The 24,180-nt window shown below is 24.9% G+C and carries 20 protein-coding genes, 1 other RNA gene and 1 pseudogene; 12 read left to right on the top strand and 10 right to left on the bottom strand.

What is annotated here, in order from left to right:
* The first annotated feature begins 10 nt into the window (after positions 1 to 10).
* A complete protein-coding gene (gene panC, locus AB4W74_RS01015; protein WP_367682154.1) occupies positions 11 to 868 on the top strand; it encodes a pantoate--beta-alanine ligase in 858 nt (285 codons plus the stop codon).
* A 12-nt stretch (positions 869 to 880) separates the two neighbouring features.
* Here panC and hpt read toward each other — a convergent pair whose 3' ends face one another.
* On the bottom strand, positions 881 to 1,414 hold the full coding sequence (gene hpt / locus AB4W74_RS01010; RefSeq protein WP_367682153.1) for a hypoxanthine phosphoribosyltransferase: 534 nt from the start codon (positions 1,412 to 1,414) through the stop codon (positions 881 to 883).
* Positions 1,415 to 2,150: 736 nt separating this feature from the next.
* Between hpt and thrA the strand changes: the two genes are divergently transcribed.
* From thrA to thrC, 3 genes are read left to right on the top strand one after another with little or no spacing between them, the layout of a single operon-like run.
* Positions 2,151 to 4,598, top strand: a complete 2,448-nt coding sequence (gene thrA / locus AB4W74_RS01005) for a bifunctional aspartate kinase/homoserine dehydrogenase I (RefSeq protein WP_367682152.1) — start codon at positions 2,151 to 2,153, stop codon at positions 4,596 to 4,598.
* Positions 4,599 to 4,617: 19 nt separating this feature from the next.
* Positions 4,618 to 5,547 (top strand): homoserine kinase, encoded by a 930-nt coding sequence (gene thrB / locus AB4W74_RS01000; protein WP_367682151.1) that lies wholly within the window; start codon positions 4,618 to 4,620, stop codon positions 5,545 to 5,547.
* Positions 5,548 to 5,550: 3 nt separating this feature from the next.
* A complete protein-coding gene (thrC, locus tag AB4W74_RS00995; RefSeq protein ID WP_367682150.1) occupies positions 5,551 to 6,840 on the top strand; it encodes a threonine synthase in 1,290 nt (429 codons plus the stop codon).
* A gap of 71 nt (positions 6,841 to 6,911) precedes the next feature.
* Here the strand turns inward: thrC and ychF are convergent, their stop codons facing one another.
* The 3 genes from ychF to AB4W74_RS00980 all read right to left on the bottom strand — a co-directional run bounded on the left by ychF (position 6,912) and on the right by AB4W74_RS00980 (position 9,344).
* Complete coding sequence (gene ychF, locus AB4W74_RS00990) at positions 6,912 to 8,000, bottom strand: redox-regulated ATPase YchF (protein ID WP_367682149.1); 1,089 nt, start codon at positions 7,998 to 8,000, stop codon at positions 6,912 to 6,914.
* 62 nt (positions 8,001 to 8,062) lie between these two features.
* On the bottom strand, positions 8,063 to 8,596 hold the full coding sequence (pth, locus tag AB4W74_RS00985; RefSeq protein ID WP_367682246.1) for an aminoacyl-tRNA hydrolase: 534 nt from the start codon (positions 8,594 to 8,596) through the stop codon (positions 8,063 to 8,065).
* Positions 8,597 to 8,732: 136 nt separating this feature from the next.
* A complete protein-coding gene (locus AB4W74_RS00980) occupies positions 8,733 to 9,344 on the bottom strand; it encodes a Fe-Mn family superoxide dismutase (RefSeq protein ID WP_367682148.1) in 612 nt (203 codons plus the stop codon).
* 334 nt (positions 9,345 to 9,678) lie between these two features.
* On the opposite strand from AB4W74_RS00980, the gene rnt reads away from it, so the two are divergent.
* Positions 9,679 to 10,350 carry a ribonuclease T gene (gene rnt, locus AB4W74_RS00975; protein ID WP_367682147.1) on the top strand — a complete coding sequence of 224 codons (672 nt, stop codon included), beginning with the start codon at positions 9,679 to 9,681 and terminating at the stop codon, positions 10,348 to 10,350.
* A gap of 96 nt (positions 10,351 to 10,446) precedes the next feature.
* Here the strand turns inward: rnt and grxD are convergent, their stop codons facing one another.
* The gene (gene grxD, locus AB4W74_RS00970) at positions 10,447 to 10,776 is read right to left on the bottom strand and encodes a Grx4 family monothiol glutaredoxin (protein ID WP_367682146.1); all 330 of its coding nucleotides are present in this window, start codon (positions 10,774 to 10,776) and stop codon (positions 10,447 to 10,449) included.
* 103 nt (positions 10,777 to 10,879) lie between these two features.
* Here grxD and ssrA point away from each other — a divergent pair.
* Positions 10,880 to 11,247, top strand: a transfer-messenger RNA (tmRNA) gene (gene ssrA / locus AB4W74_RS00965).
* Between the two features lie 19 nt (positions 11,248 to 11,266).
* On the opposite strand, the gene AB4W74_RS00960 is transcribed toward ssrA, so the two are convergent.
* A complete protein-coding gene (locus tag AB4W74_RS00960; RefSeq protein ID WP_367682145.1) occupies positions 11,267 to 11,581 on the bottom strand; it encodes an outer membrane protein assembly factor BamE in 315 nt (104 codons plus the stop codon).
* Between the two features lie 119 nt (positions 11,582 to 11,700).
* The gene (nadK, locus tag AB4W74_RS00955) at positions 11,701 to 12,579 is read right to left on the bottom strand and encodes an NAD(+) kinase (RefSeq protein WP_367682144.1); all 879 of its coding nucleotides are present in this window, start codon (positions 12,577 to 12,579) and stop codon (positions 11,701 to 11,703) included.
* Positions 12,580 to 12,688: 109 nt separating this feature from the next.
* On the opposite strand from nadK, the gene grpE reads away from it, so the two are divergent.
* Positions 12,689 to 13,240: a nucleotide exchange factor GrpE gene (grpE, locus tag AB4W74_RS00950; RefSeq protein WP_367682143.1), complete on the top strand. Its 552-nt coding sequence runs from the start codon at positions 12,689 to 12,691 to the stop codon at positions 13,238 to 13,240.
* A gap of 67 nt (positions 13,241 to 13,307) precedes the next feature.
* Here grpE and ung read toward each other — a convergent pair whose 3' ends face one another.
* Positions 13,308 to 13,973: a uracil-DNA glycosylase gene (ung, locus tag AB4W74_RS00945; RefSeq protein WP_367682142.1), complete on the bottom strand. Its 666-nt coding sequence runs from the start codon at positions 13,971 to 13,973 to the stop codon at positions 13,308 to 13,310.
* Between the two features lie 83 nt (positions 13,974 to 14,056).
* Here ung and AB4W74_RS00940 point away from each other — a divergent pair, with 83 nt between their 5' ends.
* Complete coding sequence (locus AB4W74_RS00940; protein ID WP_367682141.1) at positions 14,057 to 14,650, top strand: peroxiredoxin; 594 nt, start codon at positions 14,057 to 14,059, stop codon at positions 14,648 to 14,650.
* A gap of 92 nt (positions 14,651 to 14,742) precedes the next feature.
* Here the strand turns inward: AB4W74_RS00940 and AB4W74_RS00935 are convergent, their stop codons facing one another.
* A complete protein-coding gene (locus tag AB4W74_RS00935; protein ID WP_367682140.1) occupies positions 14,743 to 15,456 on the bottom strand; it encodes a DUF2076 domain-containing protein in 714 nt (237 codons plus the stop codon).
* A 266-nt stretch (positions 15,457 to 15,722) separates the two neighbouring features.
* Between AB4W74_RS00935 and gyrA the strand changes: the two genes are divergently transcribed.
* From gyrA to yfaE, 4 genes and pseudogenes are all read left to right on the top strand, one after another.
* Positions 15,723 to 18,233 (top strand): DNA topoisomerase (ATP-hydrolyzing) subunit A, encoded by a 2,511-nt coding sequence (gyrA, locus tag AB4W74_RS00930; protein WP_367682139.1) that lies wholly within the window; start codon positions 15,723 to 15,725, stop codon positions 18,231 to 18,233.
* 68 nt (positions 18,234 to 18,301) lie between these two features.
* Positions 18,302 to 20,593: a class 1a ribonucleoside-diphosphate reductase subunit alpha gene (gene nrdA / locus AB4W74_RS00925; RefSeq protein WP_367682138.1), complete on the top strand. Its 2,292-nt coding sequence runs from the start codon at positions 18,302 to 18,304 to the stop codon at positions 20,591 to 20,593.
* Positions 20,594 to 20,651: 58 nt separating this feature from the next.
* The gene (gene nrdB, locus AB4W74_RS00920) at positions 20,652 to 21,782 is read left to right on the top strand and encodes a class Ia ribonucleoside-diphosphate reductase subunit beta (RefSeq protein WP_367682137.1); all 1,131 of its coding nucleotides are present in this window, start codon (positions 20,652 to 20,654) and stop codon (positions 21,780 to 21,782) included.
* 1 nt (position 21,783) lies between these two features.
* A pseudogene (gene yfaE / locus AB4W74_RS00915) lies at positions 21,784 to 22,043 on the top strand (class I ribonucleotide reductase maintenance protein YfaE).
* A gap of 4 nt (positions 22,044 to 22,047) precedes the next feature.
* Here the strand turns inward: yfaE and pta are convergent.
* Positions 22,048 to 24,180, bottom strand: coding sequence for a phosphate acetyltransferase (gene pta, locus AB4W74_RS00910; RefSeq protein ID WP_367682136.1), 2,133 nt, complete (start codon positions 24,178 to 24,180; stop codon positions 22,048 to 22,050).

Below are 24,180 nucleotides of genomic sequence, written 5' to 3'. Positions count from 1 at the left end.
TGGAAGAAAAATGGAAGTTATAAAAAATATAAATATATTAGAAAAAAAAATTAAAAAAATCAAAAAAACAAAAAAAATAATTGGATTAATTCCTACGATGGGAAACTTACATAAAGGTCATATTAAACTAATTTCCTTAGCAAAAAAATATGTAGACATTGTTGTAGTAAGTATTTTTGTTAATCCCATGCAGTTTGACGACTTATTAGACCTAAAAAAATACCCTCAAACTTTTAATCAAGATTATGATATTTTAAACAGGGAAAAAATTAAAATTCTTTTTTACCCAGATAATCATATTATGTATCCTAATGGACTAAAAAATCATACATATATCGACATACCTAAACTATCTAAAATTATAGAAGGAAAATCACGTCCTGGTCATTTCATAGGCGTAACAACAATACTCTGTAAATTATTTAATTTAATACAACCAAACTTTTCATTTTTTGGAGAAAAAGATTATCAACAATTATTAGTTGTAAAAAAATTAGTTCAAGAATTAAACTATCCTATAAAAATTATTAGTTTGCCTACAGTACGATTGCATAATGGATTGGCTTATAGCTCGAGAAATAACAATTTAAATTCTTCAGAAAAAGAAATAGCACCTTATTTGTATAGAATAATAAAAAAAACACATAATACAATTATCAAAAATAAAGGAAAAAACATTCAAAAAACCATTAATAAATCAAAAAAATATCTTATTGAAAAAGGTTTTAATATTGATGTATTTAATATATACGATTCAAATACACTAGATCCTATAACTCAAAAAAACAAAAAACTCATCATTCTGGCATCAGTTTGGTTAGGTAAAATTCGACTAATTGATAATAAAAAAATTACATTAAAAGATTGAACATCTATTATTTTATTTATTAAAAACAACCTTCCCTATATAAGGTAAATATCGATAAGATTGAGCGTAATCTATACCATATCCAACAATAAATTCATCAGGTATAGAAAAACCTATAAATTCAACATTAATGTTAACTTCTCGACATTCTGGTTTATCTAAAAGGGTACAAATCGATATTGATTTCGGATTTCTTAATTTTAAAATACCTAATACTTTGCTTAAAGTTTTTCCAGAATCAATAATATCCTCAACAATCAAAACATTTTTATTATAAATATCTTCATCTAAATCTTTGATAATTTTCACATCTCCGGTAGATGTCATACCTCTTCCATAACTTGAAGTTGTCATAAAATCGACTTCATGTTCAATTTTAATTCTACGACATAAATCTGCTATAAATACAAATGAACCACGTAATAAAGCAATTAATATTATTTTATTTTTTCTACTTTTGTATTTTTTAGTGATTTCTTCACCTAGCTCACGAACACGAACATCTAATTCTTTTTTGGAAATAATAACTTTAATAGTATGCTTCATAATATTAACTAAGTATGTAATGTATATTTTATATTTATTATAATAAAATAATTAATTTGTATTTATAAAAATAAATTGATTATATTTAAAAATAAAAATTTCAACATAAAATTGAAAAAATATTTATTTTTAACTATTGCACTAATAATAATCATTATGTTATAAAAATTAAACTACTAATAAAGAAACAGCATCAATTTAATAAAAATTTAATTTAAAATATTTTACTTTCAAATCACTACTAAATATTTATTTTATAAAATAATTGTTAATATATTTAAAAATACAAGAATATATTAAATATTGTTATTTATATATAAATAAAAAATATCATTTTAAAAAATCATGTAAAAATAAAAAAAATTATTTACAACACTTTATTCATCTTCTATTAACAACATTTTTTTACAATATTCATAGACTAAATTTATGGTAAAATTAATAATATTTAAAATATACGTTATACTAAAAAAATAAAAATTTTTACAATTACAGCTTTAAATATTATTAAATAAAACAATTTAAGAAATCAATTTAATTAAAATATTTATCAATGTATATCTAAAAGTATTATTTAATAATATTAACATCTAGCACTTATAGTTTCTTTGGCATAGAATCACTTTTTTATTTATTAAAACTAATTATACGTGCTATGGGATAATGTGCATGCTTAACAAAAACCCGCTCATAGATAATGCGGGTTTTTTATGATATGAATTTAAGGATATAAAAAATGAAATTATTAAAATTTGGCGGAACTTCATTAGCTAATGCAAAAAAATTTTTATGTGTAGCTGATATTATAGAAAAAAAAGCTAAAAGTGATCAAATTGCAGTTGTCCTTTCAGCGCCAGCTAAAATAACTAATTACTTAGTTACAATTATTGAAAATGATATTAATAATGATGAAATGCTGGAAAAAATTGATCTAGCAGAAAATATTTTCATTAAATTAATAAAAGATATAAAAAAAATAGAACCATGCTTTTTATATAAAAAGACAAAGGAAGTAATTGAAAAAGAATTTAATAAATTAAAAAAAATTGTAAATGGTATTGTATTAATTAAACAATGTCCAGAAAGTATTCAGCCAATCATAATATCTCGTGGTGAAATACTTTCAGTTGTTATTATGAAAAATATATTAAAGTCTAAAAGTTATGACGTTACTATATTAAATCCAGTTAAAAATCTTTTATCTACAGGAAGTTATTTAGATTCTACTGTCGATATACATGAATCAAAAAATAGAATCAAAAAAATTAAAATAAATCAAAAAAATATTATTTTAATGGCAGGTTTTATTGCAGGAAACAAAAAAGAAGAACTTGTTGTATTAGGACGTAATGGTTCCGATTACTCTGCAGCGGTATTAGCTTGTTGTTTAAATGCTAATTCTTGCGAAATTTGGACTGATGTTGATGGTGTTTTTACATCAGATCCAAGAATAGTTTCTAATGCTTGTTTATTAGAATCAATATCATATCAAGAAGCAATGGAATTATCCTATTTTGGTGCTAAGGTGCTTCATCCACGAACTATTGAACCTATTGCTCACTTCCAAATACCATGCATCATTAAAAATACAAATAATATTAATTCTAAAGGTACCTTGATATGTCAAAAAAATAGTTCCGAGGAAAATTTTTTAAAAGGCGTGACATATTTAGAAAATATTGCCATGTTTACTATGTCTGGATCGTGTCTAAAAGACTCAGGTAGAATAATTTCGCGTATATTTACTGTTCTTTCAAGAGAAAGAATTAAAGTTATTCTAATAACTCAATCATCTTCAGAAAATAAAATAAACTTTTGTACTTTAGAAAAAAGTATTGATGTTATTTTGCTCATATTAAAAAAAGAATTTTTATTAGAAATGAAAGAAGGATTACTAAATCATTTAAATATAGTAAAAAATTTATCTATTTTATCCGTCATAGGTTCTAATATTATTTATAAAAATAATATTGCATCAAAAATTTTTTCTTCTTTAGGTTGTTCAAAAATTAATATAATTGCAATTGCACAAGGATCTTCAGAACACACTATCTCTATAGTAATTAAAAAAGAAAATATTTTACAAGCGATAAAAAATGTTCATAATACACTTTTTATTAAGAAAAAAATCATTAATGCTTTTTTAATTGGAATAGGAGGAGTAGGAAAAGCACTATTAAAACAAATATTAAAACAAAAAAAATTTTTAGATCAAAAAAATATTAAAATAAAATTTCGTATTATTGCAAATTCTCAAAAATTACTATTTTTAAAAAATCCAAGCAATCTAAATAATTGGGAAGATGATTTTAAAATCTCAAAAGAAAAATTTAATTTAAAAATATTAAACAAATTATTACAACGCAATTATCATGAAAATTCAGTGATACTTGATTGTACATCTGATGAACTATTATCTAAACAATATATTAATTTTATTTCACATGGATTTCATGTAATTACATCAAACAAAAAAGCTAATACTGATTCATTAAAATATTATAATGAAATTAAGAATACTGCATTACAAAAAAATAAAAAATTTTTATATGAAACTAACGTTGGAGCAGGACTACCTGTTATTAGCACATTGCAAAATTTATTGAATACAGGTGATAGTCTAATACGTTTTAAAGGTGTATTATCAGGTTCATTATCTTTTATTTTTGGAAAATTAGAAGAAGGGATTTCATTATCAGAAGCCACTAAAGAAGCAAAAAAACTAGGTTTTACCGAACCAAATCCATCTGATGATCTATCTGGTATTGATGTTGCTAGAAAAATATTAATTTTAGCTCGAGAAATTGGATATAAAATAGAATTAAAGGATATAGAAATTGAATCTATATTACCTGAAAAATTTAAAAAATATCAAAATACTGAAGAATTTTTCTTAAAATTAAAAGAATTAGATCTGTCTTTTTCGAATCGTATTAATAAAGCACGTAATTTAGGGAATGTTTTACGTTTCGTTGGAACTATAGAAAAAGAAGGCAAATGTTCAGTAAAAATTGAAGAAATAAATAAAAAAAATCCATTATATAAAGTAAAAAATGGCGAAAATGCATTAACGTTTTACACAAAATATTATCAACCAATTCCTCTCGTATTAAGAGGATATGGTGCGGGCAACGATGTTACTGCCTCTGGGGTGTTTTCTGATTTACTACGTATAATATTATAAACATCAGCGGAGTACAGTAATGATTAAAATTTATGCACCAGCTTCTATTGCCAATGTTGGAGTTGGATTTGATATTTTAGGTGCAGCTATTATACCAATCAATGGAACTTTATTAGGTGATTGTGTAACAGTAAAGTTATCAAAAAAATTTGAATTAATTAACAAAGGAGTTTTTTCTAATAAATTACCTACAAACAAAGAACATAATATTGTTTGGAAATGTTGGTTTAAATTTTGTCAAGCAGTAAAAAAAAATATTCCAATTTCTATTCTTCTTGAAAAAAACATGCCAATCGGATCAGGACTAGGTTCTAGTGCTTGTTCAATAGTGGCTACCTTAGTCGCAATAAATTACGTTTTTAACAACCCTTTAAGTTCAAAAGAACTGCTTTTACTCATGGGAGAAATAGAAGGAGAAATATCAGGAAGCGTACATTATGACAATGTTGCACCATCTTACTTAGGAGGTCTTCAACTAATATTAGAAGATTCTGATATTATTAGTCACAGTTTACCAAATTTTAAAAATTGGTTTTGGGTTATTGCTTGGCCAGGAATAAAAGTTTCTACTGCAGAAGCAAGAAAAATCTTACCCAAAAAATATAAAAAAGATGTTTGCATTAAAAATAGTCGTTATTTAGCAGGTTTTATTCATGCATCATATACTCAACAATCTCATTTAGCAGCTAGATGTATGCAAGATTTTATAGCGGAGCCATACCGCAGTAAATTACTTCCTAATTTTATAAATACCAAGGAAAAAATGAAAGAAATTGGAGCAATTAGCTGTGGAATATCAGGTTCAGGTCCTACAATTTTTGCTATTTCTGATAACATAAAAATAGCTGAAAAAATATCTTTATGGTTAAAAAATAATTATTTGCAAAATGAAACAGGATTTGTTCATATTTGTTATATCGATTTAAAAGGTGTTCGTAAAATAGGATGAAAAATGAAACTTTATAACTTAAAAAATAATAGTGAAAAAGTAAATTTTGAAACTGCTGTAAAACTTGGATTAGGACAGCAACAAGGTTTATTTTTCCCAGTAGATTTACCCATTATTCCACCTTCTGAATTGTCAAAAATATTAAAAATGGATTTTATTACACGAAGTACTGAAATACTTTCTAAATTTATTAGCAATGAAATATCTAAAGAAGTACTACATAAACATGTTAAAAAGGCATTTTCGTTTGCCAAACCATTAAAAGTTGATATTAATAAAAAAATAAGTTGTTTTGAACTATTTCATGGTCCAACATTGGCATTTAAAGATTTTGGTGCACGTTTTATGGCACAAATGATACTAGCTTTTAGCAAAGAAAATGAATCTTTTACTATTTTAACTGCAACGTCAGGTGATACTGGTGCCGCAGTAGCACATGCGTTTTATGGAATGAAAAATATTCGCGTTATTATTCTTTATCCAAAGGGAAAAATTAGTACATTGCAGGAACAATTATTTTGCACTTTAGGAAAAAATATAAAGACTATATCAATTAATGGTAGTTTTGATGATTGTCAAAAATTAGTAAAAAAAGCATTCGATGATAAGAAATTAAAAGAATTAATAGGACTAAACTCTGCCAATTCTATTAATATTAGTCGATTGTTAGCTCAAATATGCTATTATTTTGAAGCTTTTTCATTGCTTTCAGAAGAACAAAGAAAAAAATTAGTTATTGCTGTACCATGCGGTAATTTTGGTAATCTCACCGCCGGCCTATTAGCTAAATCTCTTGGTTTGCCGATTAAATCATTTATTGCATGTACAAATGCAAATGATACAGTTCCAAGATTTTTAAATAATGGAAAATGGGATCCTCAAAAAACTGTATCAACAATATCTAATGCTATGGATATTAGTCGTCCTAATAATTGGACACGAATTAAAGAATTATTCCGTCGAAAAAAATGGAATTTAAAAAAATTAAGATTTGGAAGTGTATCAGATGATATTACAAAAGAAAGTATAAAAGAATTATTTCAATTAAATTATGTATCAGAACCTCATGCTGCAATTGCATATAGATTATTATATGATCAATTAAAAAAAGATGAATTTGGCTTATTTTTAGGAACTGCACACCCATCTAAATTTAAAAATACTGTAGAAAAAATTTTAAAGAAGGAAATTTCTTTACCACCAGAATTAAAAAAATGGAACAGTCTACCATTATTATCATATAACATAAATCCTGATTTTAATAAATTGAAAGAATTTTTATTAGAAAAATAAGAAAAATAGAGAGGATAAATTTTATTGTCCTCTCTAATTCATATTATCAATATATATTAAAAAATTAGTTTTTATATATTAAACAAAAAATTAATAATATCACCATCTTCAATTCGATAAAACTTTCCTTCGCTTTTACATTTACCTAATTCTTTTACTTTAATTTCACTTTTATATTTGATAAAATCTGAATATTTAATAATTTGTGCGCGAATAAAACCTCTGCTAAAATCACTATGTATTTTATTAGCAGCTTGCAAACTTGTACTTCCATCGGGTATAGACCATGCACGAACTTCTTTTTCTCCTGCAGTAAAAAATGTTATTAAATTAAGCATTTTATATCCAGATTTAATAATTTTATTTAATCCTAAACTTTTTATATTAAAAGATTTCATAAAATATTTTTTTTCATCCTGATTCATTTTTACTAAATCTAATTCTAAATGTGAATTAATTGGAATTACTAAGGAATTTTCTTTTTTAGCTATTTCATTTAATTCATTTAGAAAAGATAATGATTCTTTTCCTTCATTAATATTAGCAATATAAAACGTTGGTTTTAAGGTTAGAAAACGAAAACAACCAATGATATTTTTTTCAATATCATCTAATTTAAGTGTTTTTAACATTAAAAAACCTTTAAGATGATGAAGGCATTTATTTAAAACAAATAATTTTTCTTCTGTCTCTTTTTTATTAAATTTTATTTTTTTTTCAAGTTTTAATATCGCTTTTTCACAAGTATCAAAATCCGCTAAAATAAGCTCGGAATTAATTATGTCAATATCTACTTTAGGTTGTATACAGTTGTATATATGACTAATATTATCATCTTTAAAACACCGAACAACATGTGCAATAGCGTGAGTATCTCGTATATTACTTAAAAATTGATTACCTAATCCCTCTCCTTTAGATGCTCCTTTAACCAAACCAGCAATATCTACAAACTCTATAAATGCATTTACTATTTTTTTTGGCGAAATAATTTCAGCTAATTGACTAATACGAATATCGGGGACTGAAACAATTCCTATATTCGGCTTAATAGTACAAAATGGAAAATTAGCTATTGCTGCACTACTTTTAGTTAACGTATTAAATAAAGTAGATTTACCAACATTAGGTAAACCTATAATTCCACATTTAAAACTCATATTGTATATACCTTAAAAAATAAATTATTTTAATAATTGAGTAAAAATGATTGTTTATCTGACTAGAATATAGAATCTAATAATATAGAAGTTTCGTTTATTGCGTACAAAATAGAATTTTTAATTAAATTTATTTCTCTGGCACTAGGTTCTGACAGCACAAAAGATGATATTTGATTCTTATCTTTTGGACGACCAATCCCTATTCTGAATCGATAAAAACTTTCTGTTTTATTAAATACTTTAATAATATTTCTTAATCCATTATGACCGCTATGTCCATAACTATATTTAAGTTTTGCAATACCCGGTTCTAGATCTAAATCATCATGTACTATTAATATTTGATTTAAATTGATACTATAAAACGAAGCCATTTTATATATTGCGCAACCATTTATATTCATAAAAATATTAGGAACAAGTACACGAATAATATTTGATTTTATATTCATGTAAGTAGTAAAACCAAAAAATTTTTTTTCTTTTTGTAGAATACTAGAATGTTTTTCTACTAGAGAATAAACAAACCACGATCCAACGTTATGACGTGTTTTATGATAATTTTCTTTAGGATTAGATAATCCTACTATCATTTTTATTTTATTCAAAAAAACAATCCTTTAATATTTTAAGGTATATATAAAAAATGAAAAACATATAATTTTTTAAATTATATGTTTTATATTAAATTAAAAATTATTTTTTGTAAGTAGTATTTATTTAAAAAAGTTACGTTAATAAACGATTGGATGCTTCATCCCAGTTCACTACGTTCCAAAAAGCTTTAATATAATCTAATCGTCTATTTTGATATTTTAAATAATAAGCATGTTCCCAAAGATCTAATCCAATAATAGGATTACCATGAGTATTAGATATCAATTTTCCCATTAATGGGTTATCTTGATTTTGTGTAGATACAATACGCAATAAACCATTTTGATTCACTAACCATGCCCAACCTGAACCAAAATGTTTTAAAGCAACATTCTCAAACTTATTCTTAAAATTTTCAATACAACCAAATTGCTTATCAATCTCTGATTTTAAATCACCCTGCAATATTGTCCCAATTTTTAAATTTTTCCAAAACAAAGTATGATTTATATGTCCTCCTGCATTATTTTTTAGTTCTATTTTATTTTCTAAACTTATTTCATTAAAAATAGACATTAATTCTTCTACCGAAAGAGAAGAAAAACTTGTTTTTTCTAAAATAGTGTTGGCATTATTAATATAATTTTGATGATGTTTTGTATGATGAATTCTCATTGTTTCTTCATCAAAAAAAGGTTCTAAAGCATTATATGCATAAGATAAATCTGGTAGGGAATAACTCATTTTTTTTCCTAAATTAAAAAATAAATAAAATAAAGTAATAATTTGAAAATTAAATTAATAATTTAATCTTAAATATTATACTAAATTATAGTACAATTATTAAGTTATACACAATAATCATAATAAATATTTAGTCAATATCCAAATTAAAAAATGTTAAAAATATCAATTTGTAAAATATTCATTTTTTTTAAATGTAACTCTTGTACAAAATATTTTTTAAAATTTATTTATTTTATTTTTAATATTTTTTATTTTTACAAGAAACAAGTAATAAAAATAAATTTTAAGTCAACTATATTACACACTAAGTTTTTTGAACGATGAGATTTTGATGTCTACAAATGAAGAATTGAATTTATTAAGTAATCGATTTCGTACTTTTTATCCTGTTGTCATTGACATTGAAACAGCAGGATTTAACGCCAAAACTGATGCAGTTTTAGAAATTGCATTAATAACATTAACAATGGATAAACTAGGCTGGTTACACAAAGAAGATACACTTCACTTTCATGTAAAACCATTTAAAGGTTCTATTATTAATTCTGATGCAATTGCTTTTAATAAAATTGACCCATTTAATCCCTTACGTGGAGCTATTAGCGAAAAATCAGCAATTGAATTAATAATAGAAAAAGTTCGTAAGGGTATAGAACTACAAGGTTGCACTCGTGGAATTGTAGTTGCACATAACGCAAATTTTGATCATAATTTTTTAATGGCAGCTATTAAACGTGTACAAACTAAAAACAATCCTTTTCATCCATTTGTTACATTCGATACAGCTGTATTAAGTGGATTAGCTGTCGGTCAAACAGTATTAGCAAAAGCGTGCAAAGCTATGGGTTTATCTTTTGACAACCAACAAGCTCATTCAGCACTATACGATACTCTCCAAACAGCTAATCTTTTTTGCGAAATAGTAAATCGTTGGAAACGTCTAGGTGGATGGCCTATAAATATTAAAAAAAATGAAGAAAATTATGTTAAATACCAAAAATGATTTTTTTTTAATTTTATATAAAAAAAAGATATGACATTGACGATAAAAATGTTTTTTTATAAGTAATGTCATATCTTATTTAAAAAATCAATTTTTTTATTTTTTTTTATTTTCTGATACTGCATCAGATATTTTTTTTTGTAATTCTCCATTTTGAAGCATTTCAAGTATAATGCTACATCCACCAATTAATTCTCCATTTATCCACAATTGGGGGAAAGTTGGCCAATTGGCATATTTTGGCAATTCTTCTCTAATATCCGTATTTTCTAAAACATCGACATATGCAAATTTTTCACCACAAGAAGATAAAGCTTGTACTGCTTGAGCAGAAAAACCACAACTGGGAAACTGAGGCGTACCCTTCATATAAATTAAAATTATATTATCGTGAATTTGACGTTTAATTTTTTCAATTGTATTCATATTTTTCCTCAATTATTATAAATAATACTTTTAAATATTGTATGGACAATTTTATTTTTTTTTGTAATACTAAATAATATTAAAAATTTGGCATTAAAAATATGGGGCTGATTCTGGATTCGACAAAATTGTCGAAAAAGTAAAGTGCATGTCGAGGAACGGTTTGCCTCGATAAAAAACCGTAAAAAAATAACTGCAAATAACAAACAAAACTACGCTTTAGCAGCTTAAAAAACTGTCTTAAAGCCCTTTCTTCTCTGACTTATCTCTTGAGAAAGAGAAACTAAGAAAGGTCAAAATTTAAAGAGAAAACGTCATTGCTTAGCTTGGAAGCAATACGAGATTAATTTTCAAGCTATACGTTTAAAATGAGTTTTTCCAAATTAAACGAAGAAAAAAAAGAAAAACTAAGCATGTAGCATCTTTATTTATAGAAATTTTGGACGCGGGTTCAAATCCCGCCAGCTCCAAAAAAAACTATTTTTATCAATTATTCAATATTTAATTTTAATACTGTGTTATCTTTAAAAAAGACACTAAGTGTTCTTTGATAACATCCATTATTTTTGCTTTCTTTTTCACAAAAAACATAATGATAAACATCACTAAATGAATCAGAAATTATAGGATTTCCAAAAATATAAATTATTTGTTCTTTTGTCATACCTTTATAATTTTTTTTTAACTTATTTAGATCAAAATGCAACTCGTGTAAACTATTTATAGTGCTTTTCTTCTCTAAAAATGAACAACTAGGAAATAAAAAGGTTATTAATAATATTTTTAAAAAAAATTTTTTTGTCATCAATAATTTACTACCTATAATATTTTATATGAAATGTGCTGAATAACAATATTTAACTGTCAAAATTTAAGATATTAATTTTTAATATAATAAAAAATGCTATCATAACATTTTATTTTTTAAAAAAATTTTTTAGACCAATTTAACTTAGAAGTTAAATTATTAAAATAATTATAACTTTGAGGATGTATTAAATTTAAATGATAATTACTGCGACGAATAAATATATATTCATTTTTATTTACAGGTAAAACTATTTGATTATCGCAACTAATTTTTAAATCAGTTGTTATATCTAAAAATCTTAAACATATAACACTATCACTGCGAATAACAAGAGGCCGTGCAGATAAAGTATGAGGAAACATTGGAACCAATAAAATAGCTTCTAAAGAAGTTTGTATAATCGGCCCTCCAGCTGAAAGAGAATATCCCGTTGAACCTGTTGGAGTTGAAATAATCAATCCATCTGAACGTTGAGAAAAAGCAAATTTTTCGTCAATATAAACCTCAAATTCTATCATATGAGATACATATTTTGGATGTAAAACAACTTCATTAATAGCTATACTAGATTTAGAAATTTTTTCTTTCTTATAAATTTTTACATCTAATAATAAACGATTTTCTATTAAAAATTCCCCAGACAATACTTCTTCTAGTTTTTTAAAACTATTATCTGGATGTAAATCTGCAAGAAAACCTAAATTTCCTCGATTAATACCAATGATTTTAATATTAAAATATGCTAAAATTCGAGCCGTAAATAATAAATTTCCATCTCCACCGATGACTACTGCCAAGTCACATAATTGACCAATTTCTATTAATGTTGCAGTTTTAGGTTTTTTTAAATTTAATTTTTTAGAAATATTATGCTCTATAAAAACTTTATAACCTTTTTTAATTAACCATTTATAAAGTATTTCATGTATTGTTAATGCACTTTGATGACGAGGATATCCAATAATGCCAATACAATTAAAATATTTCTTCATTGCATTAGTTTTCCTAATAAAAAAATATATTTTTTAACAAACAATTGTCTTAAAAGCATATTAACGACTCTATAATTAATTAATTAGTAATATTTAAAGTGGTGATATTATGGATAATACAGAAAAAGAAATAAATAATAAAAAAATTGAAAAAAAAAATACAAAAAAAATAAATGATAATTTGATAAATCAAAATGAAAAAACTAACAATTTAAAAACAAAAATACTAAAGAAACAAAAAACAATACATGAAATCAAATTAAGACATTTAGCTCATATAGAAAATATTAAAAAAAATGCAGAACAAAAAATAAAAAAAATAAAAAATATAGAAATAGAAAATTTTTTTCAACAAATTATGCCCATAATAAATGTTCTTGAAGACATATTAAAAAAATCTAAGGAATTAAAAATTCATGATGAATCATCAATACAAGGAATAAATTTAACATTAAAATCTTTAATAAATATACTATTAAAATTTGGAGTAAAAAAAGAAGGAGAAAAAAATGAAATTTTTAATCCAAAATTTCATGATGCTATTCTCATTCAATCATCACATAAAGAAAAAGTAAATCATATTGTATCTGTAGAAAGACAGGGTTTTAGTTTTAATAAAAAAATACTCCGTAAAGCAATTGTTATACTTTCCAAAAATTAAAAAATTATTTTTAAATTTATTTAAATTCAGCATAAAAATAGAAAAAATTGTGATATTTTTTCTATTTTTAAATTTTAAACCAATCAATTATATTAATCTTATGTTTAAATAAAATATTATTAGTTTTAGAAAAATGTTTGCATCCAAAAAAACCACGATGTGCAGACAAAGGAGAAGGATGAGATGCTTGTAAAATGTAGTGTTTTTCAACATCAATTAAATAAGACTTTTTTTGAGCATCATTCCCCCACATTAAAAAAACAATAAATTTTTTATGTTGACTAATTAAAGAAATAACTTGATTAGTAAAAATATTCCATCCTATATTAGAATGAGATTTTGGTCTTCCTGACTCAACAGTTAAGGTGGTATTCAATAAAAATACTCCTTGCTCAGCCCAATTTTTAAGGCAACCATGATGAAAAATATGATTTTTTTTAAAATCACTATTTAATTCTTTATATATATTTTTTAAAGAAGGTGGTATAGTTTGATTTTTAGGAACTGAAAAAGCTAATCCATGAGCTTGATTTTTAGAAAAATAAGGATCTTGTCCAATAATAACAACTTTTATTTTACTAAAATCAGTTAATAAAAAAGCATTAAAAACATCTTTTGAAACAGGGTATATAGTCTTCTTTAGGCGCTCTTTTTTTATATAATGAATAATTTTCAAAAAATATTTTTTTTTTTCTTGAGATAAAATATCTTTCCAAGTTAAAATATTACTCATAGTGCCTCCATATTTTAATAAAAAATTCTTATTTTGTAAAAAGCATATATCTTATTATATTTTTTCAAATTAAAGGAAAAAAAATGATTTTAGTAACGCGAAAGGCTCCAAACTTTATAGCGCCAGCAATATTAAAAAATAGCGAAATTATTAATAATTTTGATTTAAAAAAATATTCTAAAGGAAAAAAAGTTGTATTATTCTTTTGGCCAATGGATTTTACCTTCGTCTGTCCTTCTGAAATTATAGAATTTAATAAAATCTATGAAGAATTTAAAAAAAGAAACGTAAAAGTTGTTGGTGTTTCTATTGATAGTATTTTTGTGCACCAAGCATGGCAAAACACTCTCCCGAAAAATGGTGGGATTGGAAAAATTCAATTTCCGATGGTTTCTGATATAAAACATGAAATTCAAAAATCTTATGGCATTGAACATCCAGAATTAAATATAGCTCTAAGAGCTTCATTTTTAATTGATAAAAATTGGATTGTACGTCATCAAGTTGTTAACGATCTTCCATTCGGACGCAATATTAACGAAATGATACGCATGATAGACGCTCTAAATTTTCACAATCAATATGGAGAAGTATGTCCTGCTAATTGGAAACATGGTGAAGAAGGAATAGAAGCTTCTCAACAAGGAATTTCTTCATACTTAAAAAAATATTATTAATAAAAAATTTAAAGTCAGCAAAAAAATATGCTGGCTTTATTTCTACTTAAAACACAAATTATTAGTAATTAAAATTTTATTGATTAAAATTATCAAATAAAATTATCATCATTGATCCCACTCTCATCAAAATTTTCTATTTCATCAACATCTGAAATATTATTGTTAGAAGAATTAAATTCATATTCACTATCAACATAATTAATTAGATGATCATTATCATTTTCATTTTCTTCTATAATATCTTTATGTTCATTTATATGAGATACAGAAGATTCGTGAATATTATCAAATATTTCTTCTTCTGGTGTCGTATGATGAAATATATTCATCAACATATTACCTAAAATCATGCCTCCTGCTACACCTGTCGCTGTTTGTAAGGCATTTTTAAGAAATCCATTATTACTCGTCGTATTCATCGTAGAAGATGTTGGAAAATTAGTATTAGCAGATTGTAGAGGCTTCTGATTGTTATTCCATACATTCGTATTATCATAAGACGAACTTGGTAAAACTGAATCTTTTTTTAAAAAATTTGATAAGAAACTAGTTTTTTTCTTTAATTTTTCTGAATTAAGAATTGATATTTTATTTTTTAATTCTTCGATTTGTAAACTCATCTTTTTTATGGCTGTTTCTTGAATTAACATTGTTTGTACCATATAGTAAGAAGAATGAGGATTTTTTTTTACTAAACTTTGGATTAAAACATCTGCTTGATCATCGCGTTCAGAAGATTTTAATTCAGTATTTTTTAAACGATGAAATAAATTTTCTATTAATTTTTTTTCTTCATCTTTCATAAATTATCTCTTTTTCATTGGATTTAGAAAAGTTATTATTTCTATCATTCAATAATTATCTATAAAAATTAATCTATTCGTTATATTAATACTTTCAATTAAAATAAACAATATAAAAAATATTTTTTAATTCTTTATAATTTAAACTAAAAACAATGATTTTATCATGTAGATAAACTTCTTTCCATGCATCTAATAGTTTAATTATGTTATAATTTTAAACTTAATTTAATTTGATTAATTAAAAAAAAGAGAAAATAGTTAACATGAAAGACTTTAATCAAAAAATAGCACAAGTCGATATCGAAAAAGAATTAAAAAGCTCTTATTTAGATTATGCTATGTCTGTAATAGTAGGACGAGCATTACCAGATGTTCGAGATGGTCTAAAACCTGTTCATAGAAGAATACTTTTTGCAATGTATATATTGAATAATAATTGGAATAAAACATATAAAAAATCTGCTAGAGTAGTAGGAGATGTTATAGGTAAATATCATCCTCATGGCGATTCTGCAGTATATGACTCTATTGTTCGAATGGCACAAAATTTTTCATTACGCTATGTTTTAATAGATGGTCAGGGAAATTTTGGTTCAATTGATGGAGATGCAGCAGCGGCTATGCGATATACAGAAATTCGTATGTCTAAAATTTCTCATGAATTATTAACTGATTTAGAAAAAAATACTGTAGAATTTATTCCAAATTATGACGGAACAGAACATATTCCAGAAATATTACCATCTAAAATACCCAATCTATTAATTAATGGATCATCCGGAATTGCTGTTGGTATGGCAACAAATATTCCGCCTCATAACTTAAATGAAATAATTAATGGATGCTTAGCATATATTGAAAATAATGATATTACATTAGAAGAATTGATTAAATACATCCCTGGTCCAGACTTTCCTACTGCCGGAATTATTTATGGAAAAAATGGAATTGAAGAAGCGTACCGAACAGGAAAAGGAAAAATTTATATTCGCGCTCGCAATAAAATTGAAAAAAACAAAAAAAGTAAAAAAGAATCTATTATTTTTTATGAAATTCCCTATCAAGTTAATAAATCACGCATAATTGAAAAAATAGCAGAATTAGTAAAAGACAAAAGAATTGATGGAATTACTGCTTTACGTGATGAATCTGACAAAGATGGAATGAGAATTGTAGTGGAAATTAAAAAAGAGTCTATATCAGAAATAATTTTAAATCAGTTATATTCTCTTACTCAACTACAAATCTCTTTTGGTATAAATATGGTTGCATTATGTCAAGGACAACCAAAAATATTACCTTTAAAAGAAATATTAAAATATTTTTTATCACATAGAGAAGAAATAATTACACGTCGTAGTATTTTTGAACTAGATAAAACATCTAAACGTATTCACATCCTTGAAGGATTAAGTATTGCCTTAGAAAATATTCAATATATCATTGATTTAATAAAAAAATCAAAAAACTTAAATGAAGCAAGAAAGCTGTTAATACAAAAAAAATGGATTCATAATAATATTGAATATATAGATAGAAAATTAGAAAAACAAAAAAAAGAAATAAACCAAAAAATTTATAATTATTATTTTACGAAAAAACAAGTGCAAGCTATTTTAGACTTGCGTTTGCACAAACTAACTACTTTAGAAAAAAATAAAATTTTTTTAGAAAAAAATAATCTAATTCAAAAAAGTAAAGAATTAAAAAAAATTTTAGATAATCCTGATTGTCTACGTCAAGTTATTAAAGATGAATTAATATCAATAAAAAATAATTTCGGAGACAAAAGAAAAACAGAAATTACAGAAAATCAAGCAGATATTACTGTAGCAGATTTAATTAATCAAGAAGATGTAGTAGTAACACTATCTCATTCTGGATATGTTAAATATCAACCTCTTTCTGATTATAATGCTCAAAAAAGAGGCGGAAAAGGAAAATCAGCTGCAAAAATAAAAGAAGAAGATTTTATAGAAAGTTTAGTTGTAGCAAATACACATGATACAATACTATGCTTTTCTAGTCGAGGTCTTTTATATTGGATGAAAGTTTATCAATTACCGGAATCAAGTAGACATGCAAGAGGTAGGCCTATAGTAAATCTGCTACCATTAAGTAATAAAGAAAGAATTACAGCAATATTACCTATGCATGAGTTTAAAGATAATCTTAATATTTTTATGGCAACTGCAAATGGTATAGTTAAAAAAAGTTCTCTAAAAGTATTTAAAAAACCTCGAATCGCTGGGATTATAGCAATTAATTTACATAATAATGATGAACTTATAGGAGTAGCATTAACAAGTGGAAATAATAATATCATGTTATTTACACAAAATGGAAAAGTAGTTCAATTTGTAGAAAATAGTGTAAGAACAATGGGAAGAACAGCATCTGGAGTAAGAGGTATTAAAATTTCTAAAAATGACAAAGTAGTATCTCTGATTGTCCCACATAAAAAAGAAAGTATCTTAATAGCAACACAAAATGGTTATGGAAAACGTACTGAAATAAAAGATTTCCCAATAAAATCACGTGCAACACAGGGTGTAATTTCAATTAAAATAACTAAGAAAAATGGAAAAATAGTCGGTGCAATACAAGTAGTAGAAAAAGATCAAATAATGATGATTACTAATGCAGGAACACTAGTAAGAATAAGAGCATCTGAAATTGGTGTTTTAAAAAGAAATACGCAAGGTGTGATATTAATAAGGACATCAAAAAATGAAAAAGTTGTTGCATTACAAAGAATCGTAGAACCTATATAAAAAAAATCATTTCAATGCAATTTAAAAAATAATATTTATTATATTTTTTTAAAATAGGTTAAATAAATATGAAAATAAATCTTTTTGTTACCAAAAGAAACGGAAAAAAAGAAAAAATTAATTTAGATAAAATTCATAAAGTTTTAAATTGGGCAGCTAAAGGATTGGAAAATGTATCTGTTTCTCAAGTAGAACTTCGTTCACGAATTCAATTATATAATAATATAAGTACCATCAATATACATGAAACAATTATAAAATCTGCAGCAGATTTAATTTCTCAGGATACACCAGACTATCAATATATGGCTGCAAGACTTGCTATTTTTCATCTTAGAAAAAAAGCTTATGGTCAATTTGAACCACCAATTCTTTATTATCATGTAAAAAAAATGGTAAAATTAGGCAAATATGATGCAAGTTTATTAAAAAACTATTCTTTCGAAGAATATAAAAAAATGAATTCTTTTATTAATCATTTACGTGATATGAATTTTTCTTATGCAGCAGTAAAACAACTAGAATCAAAATATTTATTACAAGATCGTGTCACTGGAGAAATATATGAAAGTGCACAATTTTTATATATTTTAATATCTGCATGCCTATTTTCTAAGTATCAAAAAAATATTCGTATGAATTATATTAAACGATTTTACGATGCAATTTCTACTTTTAAAATCTCCCTACCTACACCTATTATGTCTGGTGTAAGAACACCTACACGTCAATTTAGTTCTTGTGTATTAATTGAATGTGCAGATAATTTAAACTCTATTAATGCTACAACTAGTTCCATCGTAAAATATGTTTCTCAAAGAGCAGGAATCGGCATAAATGCAGGTCAAATCAGAGCCTTAGGAAGTCCTATTAGAAATGGAGAAGCATTTCATACAGGATGTATTCCTTTTTATAAACTTTTTCAAAGCGCTGTAAAATCGTGTTCTCAGGGTGGTGTACGAGGTGGAGCCGCAACTGTTTTTTATCCAATATGGCACCTGGAAATTGAAAATTTATTGGTTTTAAAAAATAATAGAGGAATTGAAGAAAATAGAGTGCGTCATCTAGATTATGCTGTACAAATTAATAAATTAATGTATCAAAGAATGCTATTAGGAAAAAAAATTACATTATTTAGCCCCTCTGATGTTCCAAAATTATATGAATATTTTTTTTCAGATCAAAAAAAATTTAAAGAGATATACACTAAATATGAAAATAATAATAATATAAGAAAAAAAAGAATTAATGCAATTGATTTGTTCTGCTTAATTATGCGAGAAAGAACATCAACAGGAAGAATTTATATACAAAATGTCGATCATTGTAATTCACATAGTCCATTTAATCCGAATGTCGCAACAATAAGACAATCCAACTTATGTCTAGAGATTACACTTCCTACAAAACCATTGAATAACATCGATGACAAAAACGGAGAAATTGCACTTTGTACTTTATCTGCTCTTAACTTAGGAATAATCAATAATTTAAAAGACCTACAAGAGCTGTCTACATTATCAGTACGAGCACTAGACGAAATATTAGATTATCAAAATTATCCAATTTTATGTGCAAAAACATCTTCTATTTCAAGACGTTCTTTAGGAATTGGTGTAATTAATTTTGCATATTACTTAGCTAAAAATAAAGTTCGATATTCAGATGGCAGTGCAAAAAATTTAACCCATAAAACTTTCGAAGCAATACAATATTATCTGTTACAGGCATCTTGTGAACTAGCTAAAGAAAAAGGATCTTGTAAATTGTTTCATGAAACTAATTACTATTTAGGAAAACTTCCTATAGATACCTACAAAAAAGAAGTAGACTCAATATGCAACGAACCATTACATTTTAATTGGGATAGACTACGTAAAAAAATTAAAAAATATGGATTAAGAAATTCTACCTTATCAGCTTTAATGCCATCAGAAACATCTTCTCAAATCTCTAATGCCACTAATGGAATAGAACCTCCAAGAGGATTTATTAGTATAAAAGCTTCAAAAGACGGAATGCTAAAACAAGTTGTTCCAGAATATAAAAAATTTAAATCAGAATATGAACTACTTTGGGAAATACCAAACAATACAGGATATTTAGAACTTGTAGCCATTATGCAAAAATTTATTGATCAATCTATTTCAGTAAATACTAATTATGATCCAAAACGTTTTTTAAATGAAAAAATACCTATGAAACAACTTTTATATGATTTACTTACAGCATATAAACTAGGCATAAAAACACTATATTATCAAAATACTCGTGATGGAGCTGAAGATAATCAAAATCTTAATAAATACTCTGAAAAAACAAAAGAAGACAATTGTACAAGTGGTTCTTGTACGATATAATAAATAAATTATCTATTTTTTAAAAATAAAAAAATAAAACCCTTATAGGTATAATCAAGTGTCTTATACAACTTTTTCAAAAGAAAAAAATAATCAACTCATAGAACCTATGTTTTTTGGACAATCTGTAAATATAGCTCGATATGACCAACAAAAATACAATATTTTTGAAAAATTAATTGAGAAACAACTTTCGTTTTTTTGGAGACCAGAAGAAATAGATTTATCTAAAGATAGAATAGATTTTCAAAATCTACCCTCTAATGAAAAACATATTTTTATAAGTAATTTAAAATATCAAACGTTACTAGATTCTATTCAAGGAAGAAGTCCTAATATTGCATTCTTACCTATAGTCTCCATACCTGAATTAGAAACATGGATTGAAACATGGTCTTTTTCAGAAACAATTCACTCACGTTCATACACTCATATTATTAGAAATATTATTAATCAACCATCGATTATATTTGACGATATTATTTCTAATAAAAATATTAATGCTCGAGCACAAGATATTTCTTTTTATTATGATGAACTAATAAAAATAACAAGTTATTGGCATTTACTAGGAGTAGGAAAACATAAAATTAATGAAAAAAAAATTAAAATTAAACTAAATTTATTAAAAAAAAGATTATATCTGTGCTTAATTAGTGTAAATGTATTAGAAGCTATTAGATTCTATGTTAGTTTCGCTTGTTCATTTGCATTCGCAGAAAGAGAGATAATGGAAGGAAATGCAAAAATTATCAGATTAATAGCAAGAGATGAAGCATTACACTTAACTGGCACTCAACATATTTTAAATATTTTAAGTAATAAAAAAAATAATGAAGACATGAAAGATATTGTTTTAGAATGTAAAGATGAAGCAATAAAAATATTTATGTCTGCTGCAGAACAAGAAAAAAAATGGGCTGAATATTTATTCCAAGATGGTTCCATGCTAGGATTAAATAAAGATATATTATGTCAGTATATAGAATATATTACCAATATCCGCATGAATGCAATAGGCTTTAACATGCTTTTTGAGAAAACATCTAACCCAATTCCTTGGATCAATTCTTGGTTAAATTCTGATTATATACAAGTGGCTCCTCAAGAAACAGAAATTAGTTCTTATCTTGTAGGACAAATTGAATCAGAAGTTTCTAATCAAGAATTTAGAAAATTTAAATTATAAAATGAAAAACTTTACGATTGAAATATTAAATCAAAAAAAAATAAAATATAAAAAAAAACATCTTTATTGAAAATTTTAGAATATAATAATATTAAAATTGAATATCAATGTAGATCTGGTTATTGTGGAACATGTCGAATTCAAATATTAAAAGGTAATATATCTTATTCGATAAAAAAACCAATAGCTGCTTTATTCAAAAGAAAAGAAATATTTCCATGCTGTTGCGAACCAGAGGGGAATATTATCATTAAAATATAAAAAATTATGAAGATTGAATTGAAGTCAACGCAATTGTATAAATTATATCCTGAACGGATGCACCTCTTGATAAGTCATTAACTGGTTTTCTTAATCCTTGTAACATTGGACCAATACAAATTAAGTTTGCCGAACGTTGCACAGCCTTATAAGCGATATTACCGGAATTTAGATCAGGAAATATAAAAACATTAGCATTTCCTAAAATAGTTGACAATGGCGCTTTTAATTGTGCGACTTCTTTTGAAATAGCTGCATCATACTGAATTGGACCATCAATAATTAAATCGGGCCTTCTTTTTTGAACAATTTTAGTTGCACATCTAATTTTTTCAACTTTCTGTCCCATTCCTGAATAACCAGTAGAATACGATAACATTGCTATACGTGGTGATTTAATACTAAAATTTTTTGCTGAATCTGCAGATTGAATTGCAATATCAGCTAATTCTTGTGCATTCGGCTCTATATTAATCGCACAGTCTCCATAAACTAAAACTTGATCTGGAAAAAGCATAAAAAATATAGATGACACTAAAGTGTACATAGGGTTAGTCTTAATAATTTGCAATGCTGGACGTATAGTGTTAGCAGTAGTATTTACTGCACCAGATACCATCCCATCAACTTGATCAGATTCTAAAATTAACGTAGCTAAAACAATATTATCTTTTAATTCTTTTTGTGCAGAAATTTCATCCATTCCTTTATTTTTTCTAATTTCTATTAAACGAGAAATATATTTTTTTCTTATTAAGAATGGATCAATTATTTCAATTTTTTTACTTAAATAAATATTATTTTCATCTGCTATACTATAAATTTTTTTTGGATTGCCTAATAGCACGCATTCCGCAATACCTAAATGGTGAGATATAGAAACAGCTTTTAAGATACGTGTTTCATATGATTCTGGGAAAATAATACGTTTATATTTTTTTTTAGAAAGCAACGTTAATCGATAACAAAATTCTTTAGGAGAATATAATGTCTTTTGAAAAGTAATAACTTTATCTTTTGAGTTAAGAAAAAATGATTTTTTAAAAAATTTAGAAAAATATTGTAACATATTTTTAATGCAATTTTTACTTTTTATTTGAATATTAAAATTAAATTGTTCTAATCTAGATAGAGTTTCTATTATATTATATTTTACAAAAAATATGGGAATACCTTGATTTATTAAAAAATTTAATTTATTAATAAAATTTTTCTTTAAATTTAGCAATCCTGTAAATAAAATTCCACCTATTTTTTTATATATTGATCGTAAATATATTTTTTCTAAAAAAAAGTCTATTCGACTTGAAGAAACGATGACTAAGGTGGTAAAAGATATTTTTTTTAAATTCTCTAAATACTCTTCTTCAAAGATCATTATATTTTTTATAATGTAATTTTTTAAATTTTTTTCATTAATAAGATGTGCATTTAAAAAATTAGAAATATTTATGGAAGACAATTGAAAAAAATTCTTATTCCAAGGGATCAAAGCAATCACAGAAAAAAAACTATTAAAAAAAATTTTCTTTTTAATTTCATTGAAATTTTTTGTTTTTTTAATATCATTTAACAATGTTAATTTATCAAAAAAGGTATATTCTCTTTTAATAAAAGGAGAATTTATATTGTTATAAATCACACCTAAAATATTTTTATATTTTTTATTTTCTAAAAAACCTTTTATTTGTTTTTCTTTTTCTTTAAAAGAACACAATGAATATTGTTCTAGATTCTCTAAAAGTATTACTTCTGCATTGGTATTTTGAGCAATATCAAAATTAATTTGATCTGCATCAAAATGTTCTCTTTTATTAATACCTTGAATTAAAATAAATTCGTTTAATTTTTTTTTATTATAGCATTCTTTAATTATTCTATTAACAAGAACTAAATATTCATCAGAATTAAAGTTTTTTTTAGAAAAATTTATATTATCTAATACATCAATATATCTTAAAAAATGCTCTTTAATAAAATTTTTATCAAATGACGAATTATCTATAAGAGGAAAATAAGAAAAAGATTTCAAATGATTATTTTTTTCTTTTATATAAAAATAATAAAGTAAACTTAAACTAATTGTTTTTAAACCAACATTTTTATTTAAAGGTACTAACATTATAATACGCGACAT

This window comes from Buchnera aphidicola (Hyalopterus amygdali), from assembly GCF_964059015.1.
Lineage (GTDB): Bacteria > Pseudomonadota > Gammaproteobacteria > Enterobacterales > Enterobacteriaceae > Buchnera > Buchnera aphidicola_BN.
This window is presented reverse-complemented; position numbering and strand designations above follow the sequence as displayed.

What these genes read in the sequence shown, in the direction of transcription:
- AB4W74_RS00940 (WP_367682141.1), top strand. Translation starts at nt 14,057, where the DNA reads ATGATTTTAGTAACGCGAAAGGCTCCAAACTTTATAGCGCCAGCAATA.
- gyrA (WP_367682139.1), top strand. Translation starts at nt 15,723, where the DNA reads ATGAAAGACTTTAATCAAAAAATAGCACAAGTCGATATCGAAAAAGAA.
- AB4W74_RS00980 (WP_367682148.1), bottom strand. Translation starts at nt 9,344, where the DNA reads ATGAGTTATTCCCTACCAGATTTATCTTATGCATATAATGCTTTAGAA.
- nadK (WP_367682144.1), bottom strand. Translation starts at nt 12,579, where the DNA reads ATGAAGAAATATTTTAATTGTATTGGCATTATTGGATATCCTCGTCAT.
- ychF (WP_367682149.1), bottom strand. Translation starts at nt 8,000, where the DNA reads ATGAGTTTTAAATGTGGAATTATAGGTTTACCTAATGTTGGTAAATCT.
- AB4W74_RS00935 (WP_367682140.1), bottom strand. Translation starts at nt 15,456, where the DNA reads ATGAAAGATGAAGAAAAAAAATTAATAGAAAATTTATTTCATCGTTTA.
- nrdA (WP_367682138.1), top strand. Translation starts at nt 18,302, where the DNA reads ATGAAAATAAATCTTTTTGTTACCAAAAGAAACGGAAAAAAAGAAAAA.
- ung (WP_367682142.1), bottom strand. Translation starts at nt 13,973, where the DNA reads ATGAGTAATATTTTAACTTGGAAAGATATTTTATCTCAAGAAAAAAAA.
- grpE (WP_367682143.1), top strand. Translation starts at nt 12,689, where the DNA reads ATGGATAATACAGAAAAAGAAATAAATAATAAAAAAATTGAAAAAAAA.
- hpt (WP_367682153.1), bottom strand. Translation starts at nt 1,414, where the DNA reads ATGAAGCATACTATTAAAGTTATTATTTCCAAAAAAGAATTAGATGTT.
- rnt (WP_367682147.1), top strand. Translation starts at nt 9,679, where the DNA reads ATGTCTACAAATGAAGAATTGAATTTATTAAGTAATCGATTTCGTACT.
- pth (WP_367682246.1), bottom strand. Translation starts at nt 8,596, where the DNA reads ATGATAGTAGGATTATCTAATCCTAAAGAAAATTATCATAAAACACGT.
- thrC (WP_367682150.1), top strand. Translation starts at nt 5,551, where the DNA reads ATGAAACTTTATAACTTAAAAAATAATAGTGAAAAAGTAAATTTTGAA.
- thrB (WP_367682151.1), top strand. Translation starts at nt 4,618, where the DNA reads ATGATTAAAATTTATGCACCAGCTTCTATTGCCAATGTTGGAGTTGGA.
- thrA (WP_367682152.1), top strand. Translation starts at nt 2,151, where the DNA reads ATGAAATTATTAAAATTTGGCGGAACTTCATTAGCTAATGCAAAAAAA.
- panC (WP_367682154.1), top strand. Translation starts at nt 11, where the DNA reads ATGGAAGTTATAAAAAATATAAATATATTAGAAAAAAAAATTAAAAAA.
- AB4W74_RS00960 (WP_367682145.1), bottom strand. Translation starts at nt 11,581, where the DNA reads ATGACAAAAAAATTTTTTTTAAAAATATTATTAATAACCTTTTTATTT.
- grxD (WP_367682146.1), bottom strand. Translation starts at nt 10,776, where the DNA reads ATGAATACAATTGAAAAAATTAAACGTCAAATTCACGATAATATAATT.
- pta (WP_367682136.1), bottom strand. Translation starts at nt 24,180, where the DNA reads ATGTCGCGTATTATAATGTTAGTACCTTTAAATAAAAATGTTGGTTTA.